The 16834-nt window shown below is 67.2% G+C and carries 7 protein-coding genes; 3 read left to right on the forward strand and 4 right to left on the reverse strand.

All coding sequences use genetic code 11. The features are described from left to right. The 3 genes from AC5Y4T_RS19430 to AC5Y4T_RS19440 form a co-directional block, all read right to left on the reverse strand. A partial coding sequence (locus AC5Y4T_RS19430) for a beta-ketoacyl [acyl carrier protein] synthase domain-containing protein (protein ID WP_499954968.1) occupies positions 1-811 on the reverse strand: 811 nt, incomplete at its 3' end. Between the two features lie 23 nt (positions 812-834). Next, entirely contained in the window at positions 835-1569 is a 735-nt protein-coding gene (locus AC5Y4T_RS19435; protein WP_023870397.1) for a thioesterase II family protein, read from the reverse strand. Further along, positions 1566-2144: a GNAT family N-acetyltransferase gene (locus AC5Y4T_RS19440; protein ID WP_232518790.1), complete on the reverse strand. Its 579-nt coding sequence runs from the start codon at positions 2142-2144 to the stop codon at positions 1566-1568. Before AC5Y4T_RS19440 ends, AC5Y4T_RS19435 begins: the two co-directional genes overlap by 4 nt. Positions 2145-2223: 79 nt before the next feature. On the opposite strand from AC5Y4T_RS19440, the gene AC5Y4T_RS19445 reads away from it, so the two are divergent. Genes AC5Y4T_RS19445 through AC5Y4T_RS19455 form a run of 3 tightly spaced genes read left to right on the forward strand, consistent with a single transcriptional unit; the run spans position 2224 to position 15148 of the window. After that, positions 2224-7212, forward strand: a complete 4989-nt coding sequence (locus tag AC5Y4T_RS19445) for a non-ribosomal peptide synthetase (RefSeq protein WP_095663119.1) — start codon at positions 2224-2226, stop codon at positions 7210-7212. Continuing rightward, positions 7194-11672 carry a non-ribosomal peptide synthetase gene (locus tag AC5Y4T_RS19450; RefSeq protein WP_031354455.1) on the forward strand — a complete coding sequence of 1493 codons (4479 nt, stop codon included), beginning with the start codon at positions 7194-7196 and terminating at the stop codon, positions 11670-11672. Before AC5Y4T_RS19445 ends, AC5Y4T_RS19450 begins: the two co-directional genes overlap by 19 nt. Before the next feature lie 23 nt (positions 11673-11695). Beyond that, complete coding sequence (locus AC5Y4T_RS19455; protein ID WP_084024006.1) at positions 11696-15148, forward strand: non-ribosomal peptide synthetase; 3453 nt, start codon at positions 11696-11698, stop codon at positions 15146-15148. Here AC5Y4T_RS19455 and AC5Y4T_RS19460 read toward each other — a convergent pair whose 3' ends face one another. Beyond that, positions 15149-16513, reverse strand: coding sequence for a SagB family peptide dehydrogenase (locus AC5Y4T_RS19460; protein WP_044544465.1), 1365 nt, complete (start codon positions 16511-16513; stop codon positions 15149-15151). Between the last annotated feature and the right edge of the window lie 321 nt (positions 16514-16834).

Raw genomic sequence — 16834 nt, forward strand, 5'->3', positions numbered from 1 at the left:
GAACCAACAGCGGCTTGCCTTTGCCGTTGTGGTTGGTGCGCGCCGCCAGGATGCGCCCGTAGATCGGATGCCCCAATTGCCGGGCGCGGGTCTCGTGTTCGACCAGAACCATGCCTGCGCCCTCACCCCAGACCGTGCCCGACGCATCGTCGGCGTAGGCGCGGCAATGCCCGTCGTCGGATAGCGCGTTGAGCCGGGCGAACTCGAAGAACGCGGCAGGAGAACCCATGACGCATGCACCGCCTGCCAACGCCCAGTCGCACTCGTCGTTGCGCACGGCGTTGGCCGCCAGTTGCAGCGCGGTAAGCGAGGACGCGCACGCCGAATCGACGCACATGGACGGCCCGATCAGGCCCAGGCTGTGCGAGATTCGCCCGGCTGCCCCCAATTGTCCTAGGCTGGCGATCCGGTGCCCGCTGTAGGCGTCGGCCGTGGCGGCGCGTGGGCCATACTCCATCGGCGACATTCCGACGAAACAGCCGGCCTCAGCGCCGGCAACCGTGCCGGGGTTGATCCCGGAGTTCTCCAGCACCCGCCACGCGAGGCGCATCGCCACCCGCTGCTGGGGGTTGAGCACGAGCGCCTCGCGGTGGGTGATGCCGAAGAGCGCCGGATCGAATTGGGCTGAGTCGTCCAGGAATCCGCCGACGTCGCAGACCTGCCCCCATCCGTCGAGCTGGGGCGCCGACAGCAACTCGTCGATTGGCCATCCGCGGTCGCGGGGTAATGCGCTGAGCAGTTCCCGGGATTCGGTCAGCGCTGCCCACAACTGGGCGGGGCTGGCGATGCCGCCGGGCGCCTCGACCGCCATTCCGGAGATGACGACCGGATCCGTCACTTACTCATCAATTCGGCGACTGCGTCGAGGTGCTGGTTGAGGTAGAAGTGCCCGCCGTCGAACACGGTGACGTTGAGGCTCTCGGAGTGCTTGCCCCAGCCGTAGAGATCACCCAAGGTGACAAATGGATCCTGGTCGCCGCCCATGGCGTGGATCGGGGCGGCGATCTTGACGGCGTCTGAACAGGTGTAGGCGTCGAACGCGCGGTAATCGGCCTTGATGACCGGCAACGTCAGCCGCATCAACTCCCGGTGCGCGAAGACGTCGGCGTCGGTGCCCTCCAGGGTGGCCAGGTGGCTGAGGATGTCCTCGTCGGAGCTGGGATGCAGTGGTTTGGCCGCCACCTGGCAGGGGGCGACGGCCGCAGACGCGGTCAGTGCCCCCACCTCGATCCCGATGGCTTCGGCGACCCGGACGAACTCGAACGCCACCAGCGCGCCCATACTGTGACCGAAGGCCGTAATCGGGCCGCTGCGGCGGTGTTCCGAGGCGTTGAAGTCGTCGAACGCGCCGGCGGCCATCGCGGCCAGGGAGTCCAACGGTGCCTCAGCCGCCCGATCCTGGCGCCCCGGGTACTGCAACACCAGCACGTTGAACCGGGTACTGAGCCGCTTGGAGAACTCGCGATAGGCGGATGCGCCGGAACCGGCATGCGGAAAGACCAGTAGCAGCGGGTTTTCGGGTGACTCCGGTCGGTGAAACTGGCGAACCCAGCCTAATGTGCGCGTCATCTGCCCTCACCTTCCGGCTCGCGGTCGCGGATCAGCAGCGCGGCCCGCTTGTGCGGCAGGTCGAGGTCGGTGACGTGCCGGAATCCGGCGCGTTCGGCAACTCGGATGCAGCGGATGTTTTCCAGGTCGGGTTCGCCGACCACCCGGGTCGCGCGCGGGTCCATCTCGAGCTGAAAGTCCGAGACGGCCCGTAACAGCGCCACGGCTAGCCCCTGCCCGCGGCTTTCGGCCGGCCCCAAAAGCATGTGCACCCCGGCGTCGTGGTCACGGGCTGGGTAATGCTGGGCCAGCGAGTCGAGGTCGGCGCGGTAGAGCTCCCAGTAGCTCATCGCGACCCCCTCCAGCATCCCCAGATAAGGGTCTAAGTGCGGGCAGTCCTGCTGCTCGCGCAGGTAGGACGCGATCTGATCCTTCGACCAGGGCTTATTCCAGAACCGGGCGACCTCTGGATCGTTCATCCAGGAATGCATCAGGTCAACGTCGCGATCCAGATCCAGCGGCCGCAGCACGAACTCACTGAGCACCCCGTCGATATCCAGCACCGCCCGATGGGTAGCTAGGTCCGGTTTGTGCACCCTTGCCTCCCAGACGCGTACGCCGACTTAGCGAAGGCTAACATAACCCTGGCGGTCGAACTGAAGGGGTTGCGCGCAGGTGACGGATCAAGCCAAGACGCTGCAGGAACGACGTCGGGAACTGCTCCGACAGCGCATCGCCAACAGCGGTCTGGGAACGCCTCCGGCGGAGAACAACTTGCCGGCACTCCGGGCGGGCGAGCGGTACCGCCTTTCGACGGGTCAGCGCCGGATGTGGTTTGTGCAGGCGTTGGATGCGGCCGATACGACGTTGAACATCTGCGTCGCCTATCGGTTGAGCGGGCTGCTCGATCCGCAGCGACTGCGCGACGCGTTCACCCAGGTGGTAGGCCGCCACGCGATCCTGCGGACGACCTACGGTGTGGACTCTGCGGGCGAGCCCTATCAGGAGTTCCGCGACGAAGGCGAGATCGCCTGGCATGAAGAAGATCTCACCGACCCGCTTGAGACGGTCGCGCAGCGCGAATTCGGCCAGCCCTTCGACCTGACCGCGGACCCGCCGCTAAGGGTCACCCTGCTGCGCTGCGGCGCAAAGGAATTCGTCCTACTGCTTACCGTGCATCACATCTGCTGGGATGACGACTGCTGGGCGGTGTTCTTCGGCGAGCTCAGCGCGGCCTACAACGGCCAACCGCGAACCGGGCCGGCACCGCAGTTCGTGGCCGTGGAGGTGCTGCAGGCCCCAGTCGAGCCCACCGACGCCACCATTGACTACTGGCGACGCGCACTGCAACCACTGCCCGAACCGCTGCAGCTGCCTGGCCCACCCGCCCTGCACCCATCGCGTCGGGCGCGGCGGCGCACCCACCCGTTGCCCGCTGAGCTGCTCGGCCGGGTCGAGGAGTTCGCCCGACAGCGTTCCGCAACACCATTCATGGTCTTGCTCGCGGCGTTCGGGACGCTGATGCGCCGCTACAGCGGTGTGTCGGATCTGCTGGTGTCGGTGCCGGTAACCGTCCGAAATGCCGCCGCCAAGAACGCTCTCGGATACTTCGGCAACACGCTGCTACTGCGGCTCGCCCCCACGGGACACCGCACCTTCACCTCGCTGGTCGACGAGGTGCGCGAAACCTGCCTCGACGGCTTCGCTCACCAGTCGGTGGGCATCGATCGGGTTGTCCGCGAAGCAAATCCGTCCCGGTACGGCGGACGGGACGGCAGCGATTTGGTCCGGCTCGGCTTCAGCATGCGCAAGGACGCCAGCGGGTTGACGCTAAACGACATCGCGGCAACCCAGCTCGAGCTGGGTGCCGACAGTGCGCAGGTTCCGCTGTCTCTGGCAGTAGTACCTGATGCTGAGCTCATCGAATTCGAGTACCACACCGACGTTCTCAGTGCCTCACTCGTCGACCAGATGCTCGCCCACTACCTTCGTCTGCTGGAGAGCGCGCTGAGCGAGCCTGGGCATCGGCTAACCGACCTGGACCTGTTCGGTGCCGAGGAGCGGGCCCGCCTGCTGACGCAATCACACGGCGAGCTGGTCGCCGCCCCCGCCACCACGGTGGTCGCGCTGCTCGACTCGGCCGCCACCACTCCCGAGGCGACCGCGGTGGTCTCCGATGACGCGGAATTGAGCTACCGCAACCTGAACGCCAGGGCGAACCGTTTGGCGCGCTGGCTGATCGGGCAGGGGATCGGCACCGAGGACGTGGTCGGCCTGCGGATGGCCGGCTCGGTGGAATTCGTCGTCGCGATGCTCGCCGTGTTCAAAGCCGGTGCGGCATACCTGCCGATCGACCCCGGCTACCCGGCCGAGCGGATCGACTACCTGATCGCCGACAGCGGCCCGCGCATCGTCATCGGCGCAGCGGACTTCGAGGCAGCCGAGCAGGCCGCCGCCGCGCTGCCGGAGGACCCCGTCAGCGATGCCGACCGGATTCGGCCGCTGCGTCCGGACAACCTGGCCTACGTCATCTATACCTCCGGCTCCACCGGTCGGCCCAAAGGCGTGGCGGTCACGCATCACGCGATCGCTGAGCACCTAGCGGGATTCGGCGCGCAGTGGAGCATGACCGCCGAGGACCGGCTGCTGCAGTCGGCGTCGGTGAGCTTCGACGCGTCGGTGGCGGAGATGCTGCTGACCTTGTCGCTGGGGGCCACGCTGGTGGTGCCCAAGCCCAGTGGCGCAGGCGATTTCGGCTATCTCACCGACTTGATCGACCGGCACCGAGTCACCATCGTACAGCTGGTGCCCTCGGCGCTGCGCGCTGTGCTCGACCTGCCGCCGGCGCCCCAGTGGCGCCAGCTGCGTCACGTGCCGGTGGGTGGTGAAGCGTTGCCCGGCGAGGTGGCCGACCGGTTCACCGGCCACTTCGACGCCGAACTGCGCAATCACTACGGCCCCACCGAAGCCGTGGTGTGTGCCACCCACTTGCCGGTTTCGGGCTCCTGCGGTTCCCGCGTGGTGCCCATCGGCGTGCCCAACCGCAACGTCTACGCCTACGTGTTGGACGACCAGCTGCAGCCGGTGCCCGCCGAGGTGGCCGGCGAACTGTATCTCGGCGGTGTTCAGCTGGCGCGTGGATACCTCGGGCGGCCGGCGATGACCGCGGAGCGATTCGTCGCCGACCCGTTCAACCCGGGCATGCGGATGTTCCGTTCCGGAGATCTGGTGCGCCGCGACCTGTCTGGGCAGCTGGAGTTCGTCGGCCGGGCCGATGAGCAGGTCAAGGTCCGCGGATTCAGGATCGAACTCGGGGAGGTCGAGGCGGCGATCACCACACATCCGGCGGTGCGGCAATGTCTGGTTGTCGCCGAAGACACCGATACCGGGCCGATGCTGGCGGCTTACCTGCTGCCCGACGCCGAACTGGATCTCGACGAGATCCGGGCGCATGCCGCGTCAGTGCTGCCGGACTACATGGTGCCCAACGCGTTTGCGGTACTCGACGCGATTCCGCTGACCCCAGCAGGCAAGCTCGACAAACGGGCGTTGCCCGCGACGACGCGGATCGCGGCCGGTGGCTACCGTGCGCCGACAACCGCGACCGAGCGGCGGATGTGTGACATCTTCGCCCAACTGTTCGGCGAAGACCGCGTCGGCGCCGACGACTCGTTCTTCGAGCTAGGTGGCCACTCGCTGTTGGCGGCGCGGCTGGTAGCGCAGCTTCGAGCGGAGTTCGGCGTCGACCTGGCCGTGCGTGCGGTGTTCGACACCCCGACACCGGCCGGACTGGCGGCCGCACTGGTCGACCGGTTCCGCGACGAGTTCGACGTCGACCTCGACGAGATGGATGCCGAAGAACCCTTCGACGACACTGCGCCGCAGTCAGCCGAACCGCAACGCCCCGGCCTTGTCGCGTCTGCCCGCCCGGACCGGCTGCCGCTGTCCTGCTCGCAGCTGGCCGCGTGGTTCCAGTACCGGCTCGAAGGCCCGCACGACGGCTTCAATCTGCCGCTGGCACTGCGTTTCGACGGTCCGCTGGACACCGCGCTGCTGACCGCGGCACTCAACGACGTCGTCGCCCGGCACGAGGCGCTGCGGACCCGATTCATCGAACACGCCGGGGTTCCCTATCAAGTCGTCGTGCCGGAGCTGACAATTGAGCTGGCCGTCGAGGCGGTCAGTGCCGACATGGTCGACGACGCGATGGACCGGCTGCGCCGGGAGATCATGGTGCCGGAGTCTGCACCGCTGCTCCGCGCTACCTTGCTGGTCATCGACTCGACCGCCCATGTGCTGTTCCTGAACGTCCACCACATCGTCAGCGACCACACCTCGTTGGGTGTCATCTTCGACGACCTGGTCAGCGCATACCGGGCCCGGCGTGACGGGTGCGCGTCGCGGTGGGCGGCATTGCCCATCCAGTTCGCCGACTACGCGCTGTGGCAGCGCAGCGCCTTCGACGCTGCCGGCATCTGGGGCCAGGCTCAGGTCGCGCATTGGCGTGCCGCCCTGGCCGGCCTGCCCGACGAAACCTGCGTCGCCAACGATCACCCACGTCCGGCGGTCATCGGAAAGCGGGGCCGCAGCGTGCATTTCACGGTCGCCGCGGACCGGCGCACCAGCCTGGTTCAGCTCGCCGAGGACACCGGCGCCTCCGAGTTCATGGTGTATCAGGCCGCGGTCGCGGTGCTGCTGCACAAACTCGGGGCGGGTACCGAGCTGGCGGTGGGCAGCACGGTCGCCTCCCGTGTCGACGCCGCCACCGCGAACCTGGTGGGACTGTTCGCCAATGTGGTGGTGCTACGCAACGATCTGACCGGCACCCCGAGCCTGCGCACGGTGCTGCGTCGCGGCCGCGACACGGTGCTCGACGCGGTGGCCCACCAGGAGCTGCCCATTGAGCGTCTGGTCGAGGCGATCAACCCCCCGCGGTCGTTGTCTCGAAACCCGTTGTTCCAGCACATGGTTCACTTCCGGGGCCCGGACTGGGGGCTGCAACCGCGCGACCTCACCGGAACGGGCGAAACCACCGTGGTGCCGCGTCCGATCGATTTTGATATCGCGCTGCTGGACCTCGACATTGGCATGAATGTGACCGCGACTGGAGAACTGGAGGTGCGGGTCGTCGCCAACGCCGACCTGTATGAGGCGGCCACCGTGGGGCTGATCGCCGACGCGCTACGCGCCGTGCTCGATGGGTTCGCCGAAACCCCGGACCGCCCGGTTGCCGAACTGGCGGTGCTCCCCGAGGATCAGTTGGCTGCGCTGCTGGCCCCGCCCACGCCGCCCGCCGCTGGATCGCCGCAACGGGCCGCCGCGGGTTCGGTTGAAACCGAACGGATCCTGATCCGCCTGCTGGAGGAACTGCTGGAGATCACCGACGTCGACCGCGACGACAACTTCTTCGCCCTCGGCGGGGACAGCATCATCTCCATCAAATGGTCCGCACAGGCCGGCGCACAGGGCCGGGTCTTCACCCCCGCCATGGTGTTCGAACACATGACGATTGGTGAGCTGGCCGCCGCGGTCGATCGGGCCGCGGACACCACATCACAGCCGACGCACGTGCCGGCGGAGCAGGGCTACACGCCGATGAGCGCGTCGGGCCTGGACGCCGACGCCCTGGCATCGCTCACCGCATCCTGGCAGCAACAGTCGTGACCGCACAGATCGAAGATGTCCTTGCGCTGAGTCCTCTACAGGAGGGACTGTTCGCGCTGCACCGGCTGGCCGACGACGACGTCGACCTCTACACCATGCAGTTCATCGTCGACATCGACGGCCCCCTCGACGTGCCTCTGCTGCGCCGCAGCGCTCAAGCCCTGCTGGACCGCCACCCGAACCTGCGCGCCGCGTTCTGGGACCGTGATGTGCCCAAGCCCGTGCAGGTCGTGCCGACGCACGCCGAACTGCCCTGGTCCGAAAGGATCGCCGCTCCCGAGGAATTCGAGGCGATCGCACGGTCGCAGCGGCGGCTGCCATTCGACTTGAGCCGAGGCCCGGCGCTGCGCGTCGTGCTGCTGACGGTGCCCGGGCAGACCCGGCGGCGAATGATCCTGACCGTCCACCACATTCTGGTGGACGGGTGGGCGCTGGCGGTGTTCTTCACCGAGATGCTGAGCGTATACCGCGCCGGGGGATCGCTGGACGGATTGGCGCCGGCACCGCTGTACCGCGACTACATCGTCTGGCTTGCCAAACAGGACAACGCCACGGCCATCGCGAGATGGGTTGAATACCTTAAGGGGGCGTCCGGTCCGCTGATGCTGGCCGAGCCGAGTGCCGCGGCGGGCCCGGGGGTCCCGCAGACCGCACAGATGCTGATGTCGGCCGCTGACACCGCACGGCTGCGGCAGTGGGCCGCTACCAACGGTTTCACCCTCAACACCGCGGTGCTGTTCGCCTGGTCGGTGCTGCTCGGCCGGCTCGCCGACCGCCGAGACGTGGTGTTCGGGACGGTCGTCTCCGGCCGTCCCGAACAGCTTGCAGGCATCGAGACCATGGTGGGGCTGTTCATCAACACCGTGCCGGTGATACACCAGATCAGCGACAGCGTCTCGGTGCTCGAGCAATGCGTGCAACTGCAGCGGCAATCCTCGGCGATGCGTGACATCGGCTATCTCAGCCTGTCGCAGCTGCAGCGCGAGCATGGCCACGGGCCGATGTTCGACACGCTGTTCGTCTTCGAGAACGCGCCCATCGGCGACGCCATCCGCACCGTGACCGCGCCCGACGGCGCCAGCTTTCACCCGATCGAGATGGAAAGCCTGACCCACTACCCGCTGACCGTGGTGTCACACCTGATCGACGATGCGCTGGTGGTACTGGTCGAGATGATCCGCGAGGCGCTGCCTCACCTGTCGCCGGCCGACATTTGTGAGCGACTCACCGGGCTGCTGCGTCAACTCCCCGATATCGGCGACGCCGGACCGAGGGCACTTGACGTCAGCACCGCGGCAGAGCGCGCCGAATCCGCTGCTATGCCGGTGGTCCCGGTTCCGGAGGTCACTGTGTGGGAGGTGTTTGAGCGGCAGGCCGAGGCGACGCCCGATGCCGTGGCGCTGACCACCAGCAGCGATGAGCGCTACACCTACGCCGAACTGCATGCGCAGGCGTGCAGGCTGGCCTCGGTGCTGGCCGGCTACGGCGTCGGGCCGGAAACGGTGGTGGCGCTGGCGCTGCCGCGCTCAGCGCGCACTGTCGCCGCCATCTTGGCGGTGTTCGCCGCCGGCGGCGCCTACCTCCCGATCGATATCACGATGCCGGCGCCCCGCATCGAATCCATGCTGCACCAGGCCCATCCGACCGTCGTCATCACCGAGCACGGCTACTCGCCGCCGGCCGGGCAGTGGCGCACCCTGGTCATCGACGACCCGGTTGAGGGTGCCGCATCGCTGCCGGACGTCGCCCGTCACGCCGATCAGGCCGCGTATGTGATCTTCACCTCCGGCTCGACCGGCGAACCCAAAGGTGTGATCGGCACCCACGCCGCGCTGCTCAGCTATTTCGCCGACCACCGCGACCGTGTCTACCGCGACGCCGCGGCGCGGCTGGGCCGGCCACTGCGTGTCGCGCACGCCTGGTCGTTCGGTTTCGACGCATCCTGGCAGCCCATGGTGGGACTGCTCGACGGGCACAGTCTGCACCTGTTCAACGCCGAGGAAATGCGCGACACCGAGCAGCTGGTGAACGGCATCATCGCTCATGGCGTCGACATGATCGATACCACCCCAACGATGTTCGTCCAGCTCGACGCCGCCGGATTGGCGGATCACCCGCTGACGGTGCTGGCCCTGGGGGGCGAGGCCATCGACGCCGCACTGTGGGAACGGCTGGGTACATTGTCATCGACCGCGGTCTACAACTGCTACGGGCCCACCGAGACGACGGTCGAAGCGGTGGTAGCCCCAGTCAGACGGTACGCGGCTCCCACGATCGGGACGCCGAACGCCGGAACAGCCGGTTACGTGCTGGATTCGGCGCTGCGCAAAGTGCCCACCGGTGTGGTCGGGGAGCTTTATCTATCCGGTGCACAACTGACTCGCGGCTACCTGGGCAGGGCGGGCATGACGGCCGAACGCTTCGTCGCCGACCCGTTTCGGCCCGGCCAACGCATGTACCGCACCGGTGATCTGGTGCGGCAGCTGCCCCACGGCGGGTACGCCTACGTGGGCCGCGCCGACACCCAGGTGAAGATTCGCGGCTACCGGATCGAGATCGGTGAGATCGAGGCCGCGCTGCGCGGCCGGCCCGAGGTGCAGGACGCGGCGGTGTGCGTTGTGCCGCGCGCAGGCGGGGTCAGCCTGGTCGGCGCCGTAGTCTGGCGCACCGACGACAACCCGGCCCGGCTGCGGGCCGCCGTGGCCGAACAGCTTCCCGCCTACATGGTTCCCGCCCGCATCGTCTCGTTGTCGCGGCTGCCGGTGAACGCCAACGGCAAGCTGGACGGCCCGGCCCTGGAGCGCCTGGCTCTCGACGCACTGGAGGTGGGGAACACCACCGCCCAGGCGTGTACCGACACCGAGAGATCGCTGCGCGAGATCTTCGCCGAGCAATTCAATGGCACCATCCCCGATATCGACGACGATTTCTTCGAGATCGGGATGGACAGCATCGTCGCGATCTCCTTGGTACACAAGGCGCGTGCGCGAGGCCTCACGGTCAGCCCACGCATGGTATTCACTGCGTCCACGATTCGATGCCTCGCCGCGGCCATCGACACGGCCGCCCATGCCGGCCCGATCGAGGACGTCGGCTACGGCGAGGTACTGCCGCTACCGATGGTGTCCTGGCTGTTCGAGCATGGCAACTACCGCCGCTTCAGCAACAGCGTGCTGATCCGGCTGCCCGACGACGTCGACCGCTCGTCGATCGAGCTGATGCTGCAGCTGCTGCTCGACGGGCATGAGGCCCTGCGCTCGATTCTGGTGGACACCGCCGACGGCCCCCGCCTGGTGACCCGCGAACCCGGTGTGGTCGCAGCCGCCGATATCGTTCGTGCGGTCGACGGACCGATATCGGTTGCCGCACGGCTGATCATTGACGAGATCGACCCCACCGCAGGGGCCATGGTGCGCGCAGCCTGGCTGCTCGGCACCGACGGCCGGCCCGCGCTGCTGCTGAGCGTGCACCACCTGGTGGTGGACGTGGTGTCCTGGCAGATCATCCTCACCGACCTCGCTGAGTCGTGGCGTTCGCTGACAGCCGGTGCGACACCAAAGGCGCTGCCGGAGTTCACGTCCTACCGGCACTGGTCCCAACTGATGTGGCAACGGGCCGCCACGCCCGACGTCAGTGCACAGCGCGATTACTGGATCGCTCAAGTCCGCGACCCGGACCCGCCCCTCGGCGAGCGGCATCCTGACCCGACCCGCGACACCTGGTCCACACTGCACAATGCGCCGGTGCTTACCTCCGTTGAGGTCACGGCCCAGATCTTGGCCACCCTCACCCGCGCTGAGGGCATCCGCGAGTTCTTGCTGGCAGCAACGGCGATGACGGTGGCGAGTTGGCGACGCGAGCGCGCGCAGGACCCGTCGGCCGGCACCCTGATTGCGCTGGACGGTCACGGTCGCGCCGATGCGGTGCTAGAAGCCGACACCACCGGCACCGTCGGCTGGTTCACGTCCGCATTCCCGGTACGGCTGGGTTCGGGCAGACATGCGGTGGATATCGAGGCGGCCCAAGCAGATCCGGGTGCGGCCAGGGCGCTGCTCAACTCGGTGGCGTCCTACCTCGCAACGATTCCGTACGACGGCCTGGACTACGGTCTGCTGCGGTACGTCAACCGCGTCCCCGAGTTGGCGCAAGCGTCCGAGCCGCAGATCATGTTCAGTTACATGGGCCGGTTGGACGTCAGCGGCGTCACGGAGCAACCATGGTCGCTGCTGAGCGAGTTCGAATCCGAGGGTCTGCCAATCGATCCCGAACCCGACCTACCGCTGCGATTCGCGCTGTACACCAGCGCATGGATTCGGTCCACGACCGACGGTCCCCAACTGATGACCACCTGGCTGTGGAGCGACGCGCTGTTCACGGCCTCCGACATCGACCGGTTGATCGACCTGTGGCAGTGCAGCATCGCCGTGTTGGCTGGTGCCCGACGGATGGACTCGGCGTGACAGCCGGCACAGAAAGGAACGGGATGGGGATCAGCAGAGACGACATCAAGGCCTTGGTCGCCGACCATCTCGGCTGTGCGGCCGCGGACCTGGCCGACGATGAGAACTTGATTCAGATGGGCCTGAACTCGATTCGCATGATGGCGCTGGCCGGCGGGTGGCGCAAACGCGGAGCTGATATCACCTTCGCTCAACTGGCGGCCAGCCCCACCGTTGAATCGTGGCACGGTCTGCTCTGTGCGCAGGGGCTGGAAACTCCCACGCAGGCCCAGGTAGCCGGGCGCGTCGTTGCCGAGGACGACGATGCGCCTTTTCCGCTGGCCGATATGCAACACGCCTACTGGATCGGGCGCGCGGACGAACAGGAACTTGGCGGTGTGGCGGCCCACCTCTACGTCGAATTCGACGGTAGCGGAGTGGATCCGGATCGTTTGGAGCATGCGGTGGCCGCGCTGGTCGCTGCACACCCGATGCTGCGTGCCCGGTTCCTGGCAGATGGCACGCAGCAGATTATGCCGACGCCGGGCCGGCAGGTGTTCACCGTAGTCGACTTGCGCGGACGCGACGCCGACGCCGCTGCGGCGGCCTTGGCGCAGCTACGGGACACGAAAACACATCAGCGGCTGCGGGTCGAGGACGGTCAGGTCATCGACATCACCCTGAGCTTGTACGAGGGCCGCACCCGGCTGCACCTGGACGTCGACATGCTGGCCGGCGACGCGATGAGCTACCGCGTGCTCGTCTCCGATTTGGCCGAGCTGTACCGCGGATCCGCCCTACCGACGCCTAGCTACAGCTACCGGCGTTACCGCACCGAACAACACCCCGACAGGTCCGCACACGACCGGGATCGCGCCTGGTGGCAACAGAGGCTGCCCGAACTGCCCGGCCCACCCGAATTGCCGACCGTTGCGGCCGGGCAGCGCGGCACGCCCGACCGCACGGTCCGCCACGACTACTGGCTAGACCCCGATGCCAAACAACGGCTGATCGAGGGGGCACATGCCCGCGGGATCACCCCCGCCATGGCAGTGGCCGCCGTCTTCGCAGACACCATCGGCGGCTGGTCCACACAGGATACTTTTCTGCTGAATGTTCCGCTGTTCCACCGTGAACCGCTCCATCCCGACATCGACCGGGTCATCGGCGATTTCACTTCGTCGATCATGCTCGCCGTCGACGTCAGCACCGATATGAGTGTTGCCGATCGATCCCGCGCCCTACAATGCGGCATGTACGAGAGTGGGGGACACGCCGCATATTCCGGGCTGGAGGTGCTCCGTGACATGGGTCGCCTGCGTGGCGAGCCGGTGCTGGCGCCAGTCGTATTCACCAGCGCCCTGGATCTCGGTGAGCTGTTCTCCGACACCGTGATCGACACCTTCGGCGAGCCGGTGTGGATCGTCTCACAGGGGCCCCAGGTGTTGCTCGACGCGCAGGTCACCGAAATGCGCGGCGGCTTGCTACTGAACTGGGATGTCCGCGAGACGGCATTTCCCCCGGGCCTGATCGACGCCATGTTCGCACGATTCATCGAAGCTGTCGAACGCCTCGCTGCCGGTGATGATGGCTGGGATGCCCCGGCGGCAGCACGCTTGCCCGTCGATCAGGCCCGGGTCCGGGCCGCTGTCAACGCCACCGACGGACCGGTAACCGGGCGGTGCCTGCACCAGGGTTTTTTCGACAACGCGGCGGCCACCCCGGACGCGCCGGCGGTGCTGTGGGGATGCGGCGAAGGCGCCGGCTGCTGGACGTACCGGGAGCTCGCCGCGTCGGCACTGGCCGTCGGCGGCGCCTTGCATGCCCACGGTGTGCGACCAGGGGACGCGGTCACCATCCAGTTACCCAAGGGACGCGAACAGATCCTGGCCGTACTTGGGGTCCTGGCGGCGGGGGCGACCTATGTGCCGATCGGGTTCGACCAGCCGCCGGCCCGGCGCGCCAAGATCATCGAAACCGCCAGGGTCACCGCGGCACTGACCCGCGCCGGCGCGGACATCGGTACGCAGATTGCTTGTCTGCCTATCGAAACCGCGGCCGGTTTCGCGCAACCGCTGCCCACGCCGGTCTACCCCGATACCGCCGCCATCGCCTATCTGCTCTTCACCTCCGGATCGACGGGCGTGCCCAAGGGTGTCGAGGTGCCGCACAGCGCAGCGATGAACACCATCGATGCGCTCAATGCTTGGTTCGCTGTCGATGGCGATGATCGCGCGCTGGCCCTGTCCGCTCTCGAATTCGACCTGTCGGTCTACGACATCTTCGGAATGTTCTCGGTGGGTGCGTCGGTTCTGGCCGTCGATGCTGGACAGCGCGAGTCGCCCACCGCCTGGGTGGAACTGCTCCGCCAGCACCGGGTTTCGATCCTCAATTGTGTGCCCAGCCTTTTGGATATGATCCTGGAGGCAGGTGGCGACCGCTTGGGTGACTCGTTGCGTGCCGTCATTCTGGGCGGGGACTGGGTCGGTGCTGATCTCGCGCGCCGTTTGGCCCGGCAGGTACCCGGCTGCCGTTTCGCCGGTCTTGGCGGCGCCACCGAGACCGCGATCCACAGCACGATTTGCGAAGTGCCCGACGGTCCGCCGGCGCACTGGGCGACAGTGCCGTTCGGCGCCCCACTGCGCAATGTGCGCTGTCGCGTCGTGTCGCCGTCCGGGCGCGACTGCCCGGACTGGGTACCTGGCGAATTGTGGGTCGGTGGCGGCGGTGTCGCCGCCGGTTACCGAAACGACCCGGACCGCACCGCGCAGCGTTTCGTCGACTATGACGGGATCCGTTGGTACCGCACCGGTGACATGGCCCGGTACTGGCCCGACGGCACCGTCGAATTCCTGGGCCGCGCTGACAATCAGGTGCAGATCCGCGGATATCGGGTCGAACTCGGTGAGGTGGAAAGCGCACTGCGCTCGGTGCCCGGGGTGCGTCATGCTGTCGCGGTGGTGGTTGGGACCAACGCGCCGCATCTGGTGGCCGCTGTGGTCGGCGAGACGAGCGAGCTTACTGCCAAGGTCGCGGCACTCGTGCCGAGCTACATGGTGCCGACCCGCATCGTGTCACTTGATCGGATTCCGCTGACCGCGAACGCAAAACTGGATCGTAGGGCCGTGATCGCGCTGCTGCACTCGGAAGCCCTGCCGCCTCAGGACGAGGCACCGAGCAATGACATTCATGCCGCGCTGGCCGCGATTGTCGCCGAGGTGCTCGGCGTCGAATCTGTGGGTGCACACCAAGACTTCTTCGCCCTGGGCGGCGACTCGGTGCTCGCCACCGCCGTCATCGCCCGAATTCGTGACTGGCTCGACGTAGACCACGCCGTGGTCGCTGACCTGTTCGCCACCCGGACGGTTGCCGGATTGGCAGAACGGTTGAGCCAGCGTGAAATCCAGCGGGGCACGCAGGAGCGTCTTGGCTTGATCGCGCGCCACTACCTCGAAATTGCGGCGCTAACCGACGAAGAGGTGCTGGCCGAGGGCTGATCAAGTTGATGTCGGTGAGCCGATGACGATGCTGCCGACGCTGCTCTCCTGACGTTCGTCGACGCCGGTGGCCGCGACGAACGCGGCGGTGTCACCGAATCCCTGGGCGCAAACGCCCAGGCCCATCGCCGTGGCGGCGAGATAGATCGTCTGCATCAGGACGCCAACATCTTTGAGGATCAGGGCGTAGCCGATCTGCTCGTAGGTCCACATCACCCGACCACAGCGCGCGGCGATGACCAACAGCACCTGCGGCTCGGCCCCCCCGGCCAGCGTTGCCGCCGCCGGTTTGATCAGGCGCGCAACCGTTTTCGAATCCGCGGCCGCCACCGGACGCAGCAGGTGCTCGAACGAATCGTAGTGATACATGCCCGCTTCGAGTCCGCTAACATGGCGCACCACCGGATACACCTCGAGTTCGTAGACGCCGCCGCCAGACGGATACGGACGGGACAGCAGTTCCTCGGTCGGCCCTACCGGCTGGATCTGTCGAGTGCGCGCCGTGCGATACAGCAGTTCGGCGAGTTGGTCGATGCTGAGCGGGCGAGCATCGTCAAATGCCCGTGTCGAAACTCGGTCTTCGAGAACAGCCGTCAATGGCGGATCTTTGGCGCGTATCGCGGCCAGGTCGGGGACTGCAAGCGTAATCGGGGTGCCCGGGTAATCCGGTCTGTGTGCCGACGGTTGAGGGAAACGGTCTTTGGCCCACTTGGTCGGGCCGAAATGTTCCCACGTCACGATGCGTTCCCCGAGGGTGCTGCGGCGGTGGAACCACAGATCCGGGGCACTCCAGGAGAGTGCATCGAAGTCATCCTCGGCGCCGCCGCCGAGCAACATCCCGGCCCAGCACAGGTCGTCGACGAATCGCGAAGCGACCGCGGGCGGCAGGCCGGCCACCGTCATCGAACCGCCGAGCACGGCGAGCAGACGCGGATCGTTGATGCGCACATCGCACCAGCTCAACGGGTGCTCAAGCACTAACCCGCCGGAATCACGGTGCAGCACAGCGAACTTCGACAACACCGGCGAGGCTGGCGCGCCCGATGGTGACGACGGCTGCCCGAACGGCTGGATGCAGTACAGGTCGTTGCCGCCGTCGCGGACCGTCACGCTCAGCCAGCCGCCGGCGACCAGATCGCCGATCAGGCCGTCGACGTCGCTGCGTTCGGCCGGATCGGTTAGCTCTAAGACAGTCGCGGGGCCCGCGTTCAGGGTCCTCAGCGCCTGCAGGCGAGCAGCGGTCAGGTGGGGTAGCTTCTGACTGTGCGGCGGGCTCAACAGCACGGCGCCGGCGGGTGTGATCAGGCAGGTGACGCCGGACCGGAACGTGAATCGGGTGTCGTCAGAATAACCGGCGATGGGCAATTCGCACCCCTTTCGGCATCAGCGTAGGCCATCGACATCCAGGAGAAGCCGCCGCTAACCTAGCGGCTCACCCTCTGAGTCCCGGTGCAGCACAGCGAACTTCGACAGCGCGGCCGATTGCGACGACAGCGGCGCGCGTTACCCGAACGGCAGTATGAAGTAGAGAGCGCAACTACCAGCAACCCGCGTCCCGCAGACCCCAGCCTAGCCCAGCAGGGTTACCCGCTCTCACAGAGCTACCCGTTGGCGGCCGGCCACTTCGAGCACCACGGCCATCACGACCATGACGGCGGCGATTGACATATCGGCTGCCTAGGTCTC

This window comes from Mycobacterium sp. NGS11, assembly GCF_059813315.1.

Coding starts and splice junctions, on each gene's coding strand:
- AC5Y4T_RS19435 (WP_023870397.1), bottom strand. CDS start 1,569: ATGACGCGCACATTAGGCTGGGTTCGCCAGTTTCACCGACCGGAGTCA.
- AC5Y4T_RS19455 (WP_084024006.1), top strand. CDS start 11,696: ATGGGGATCAGCAGAGACGACATCAAGGCCTTGGTCGCCGACCATCTC.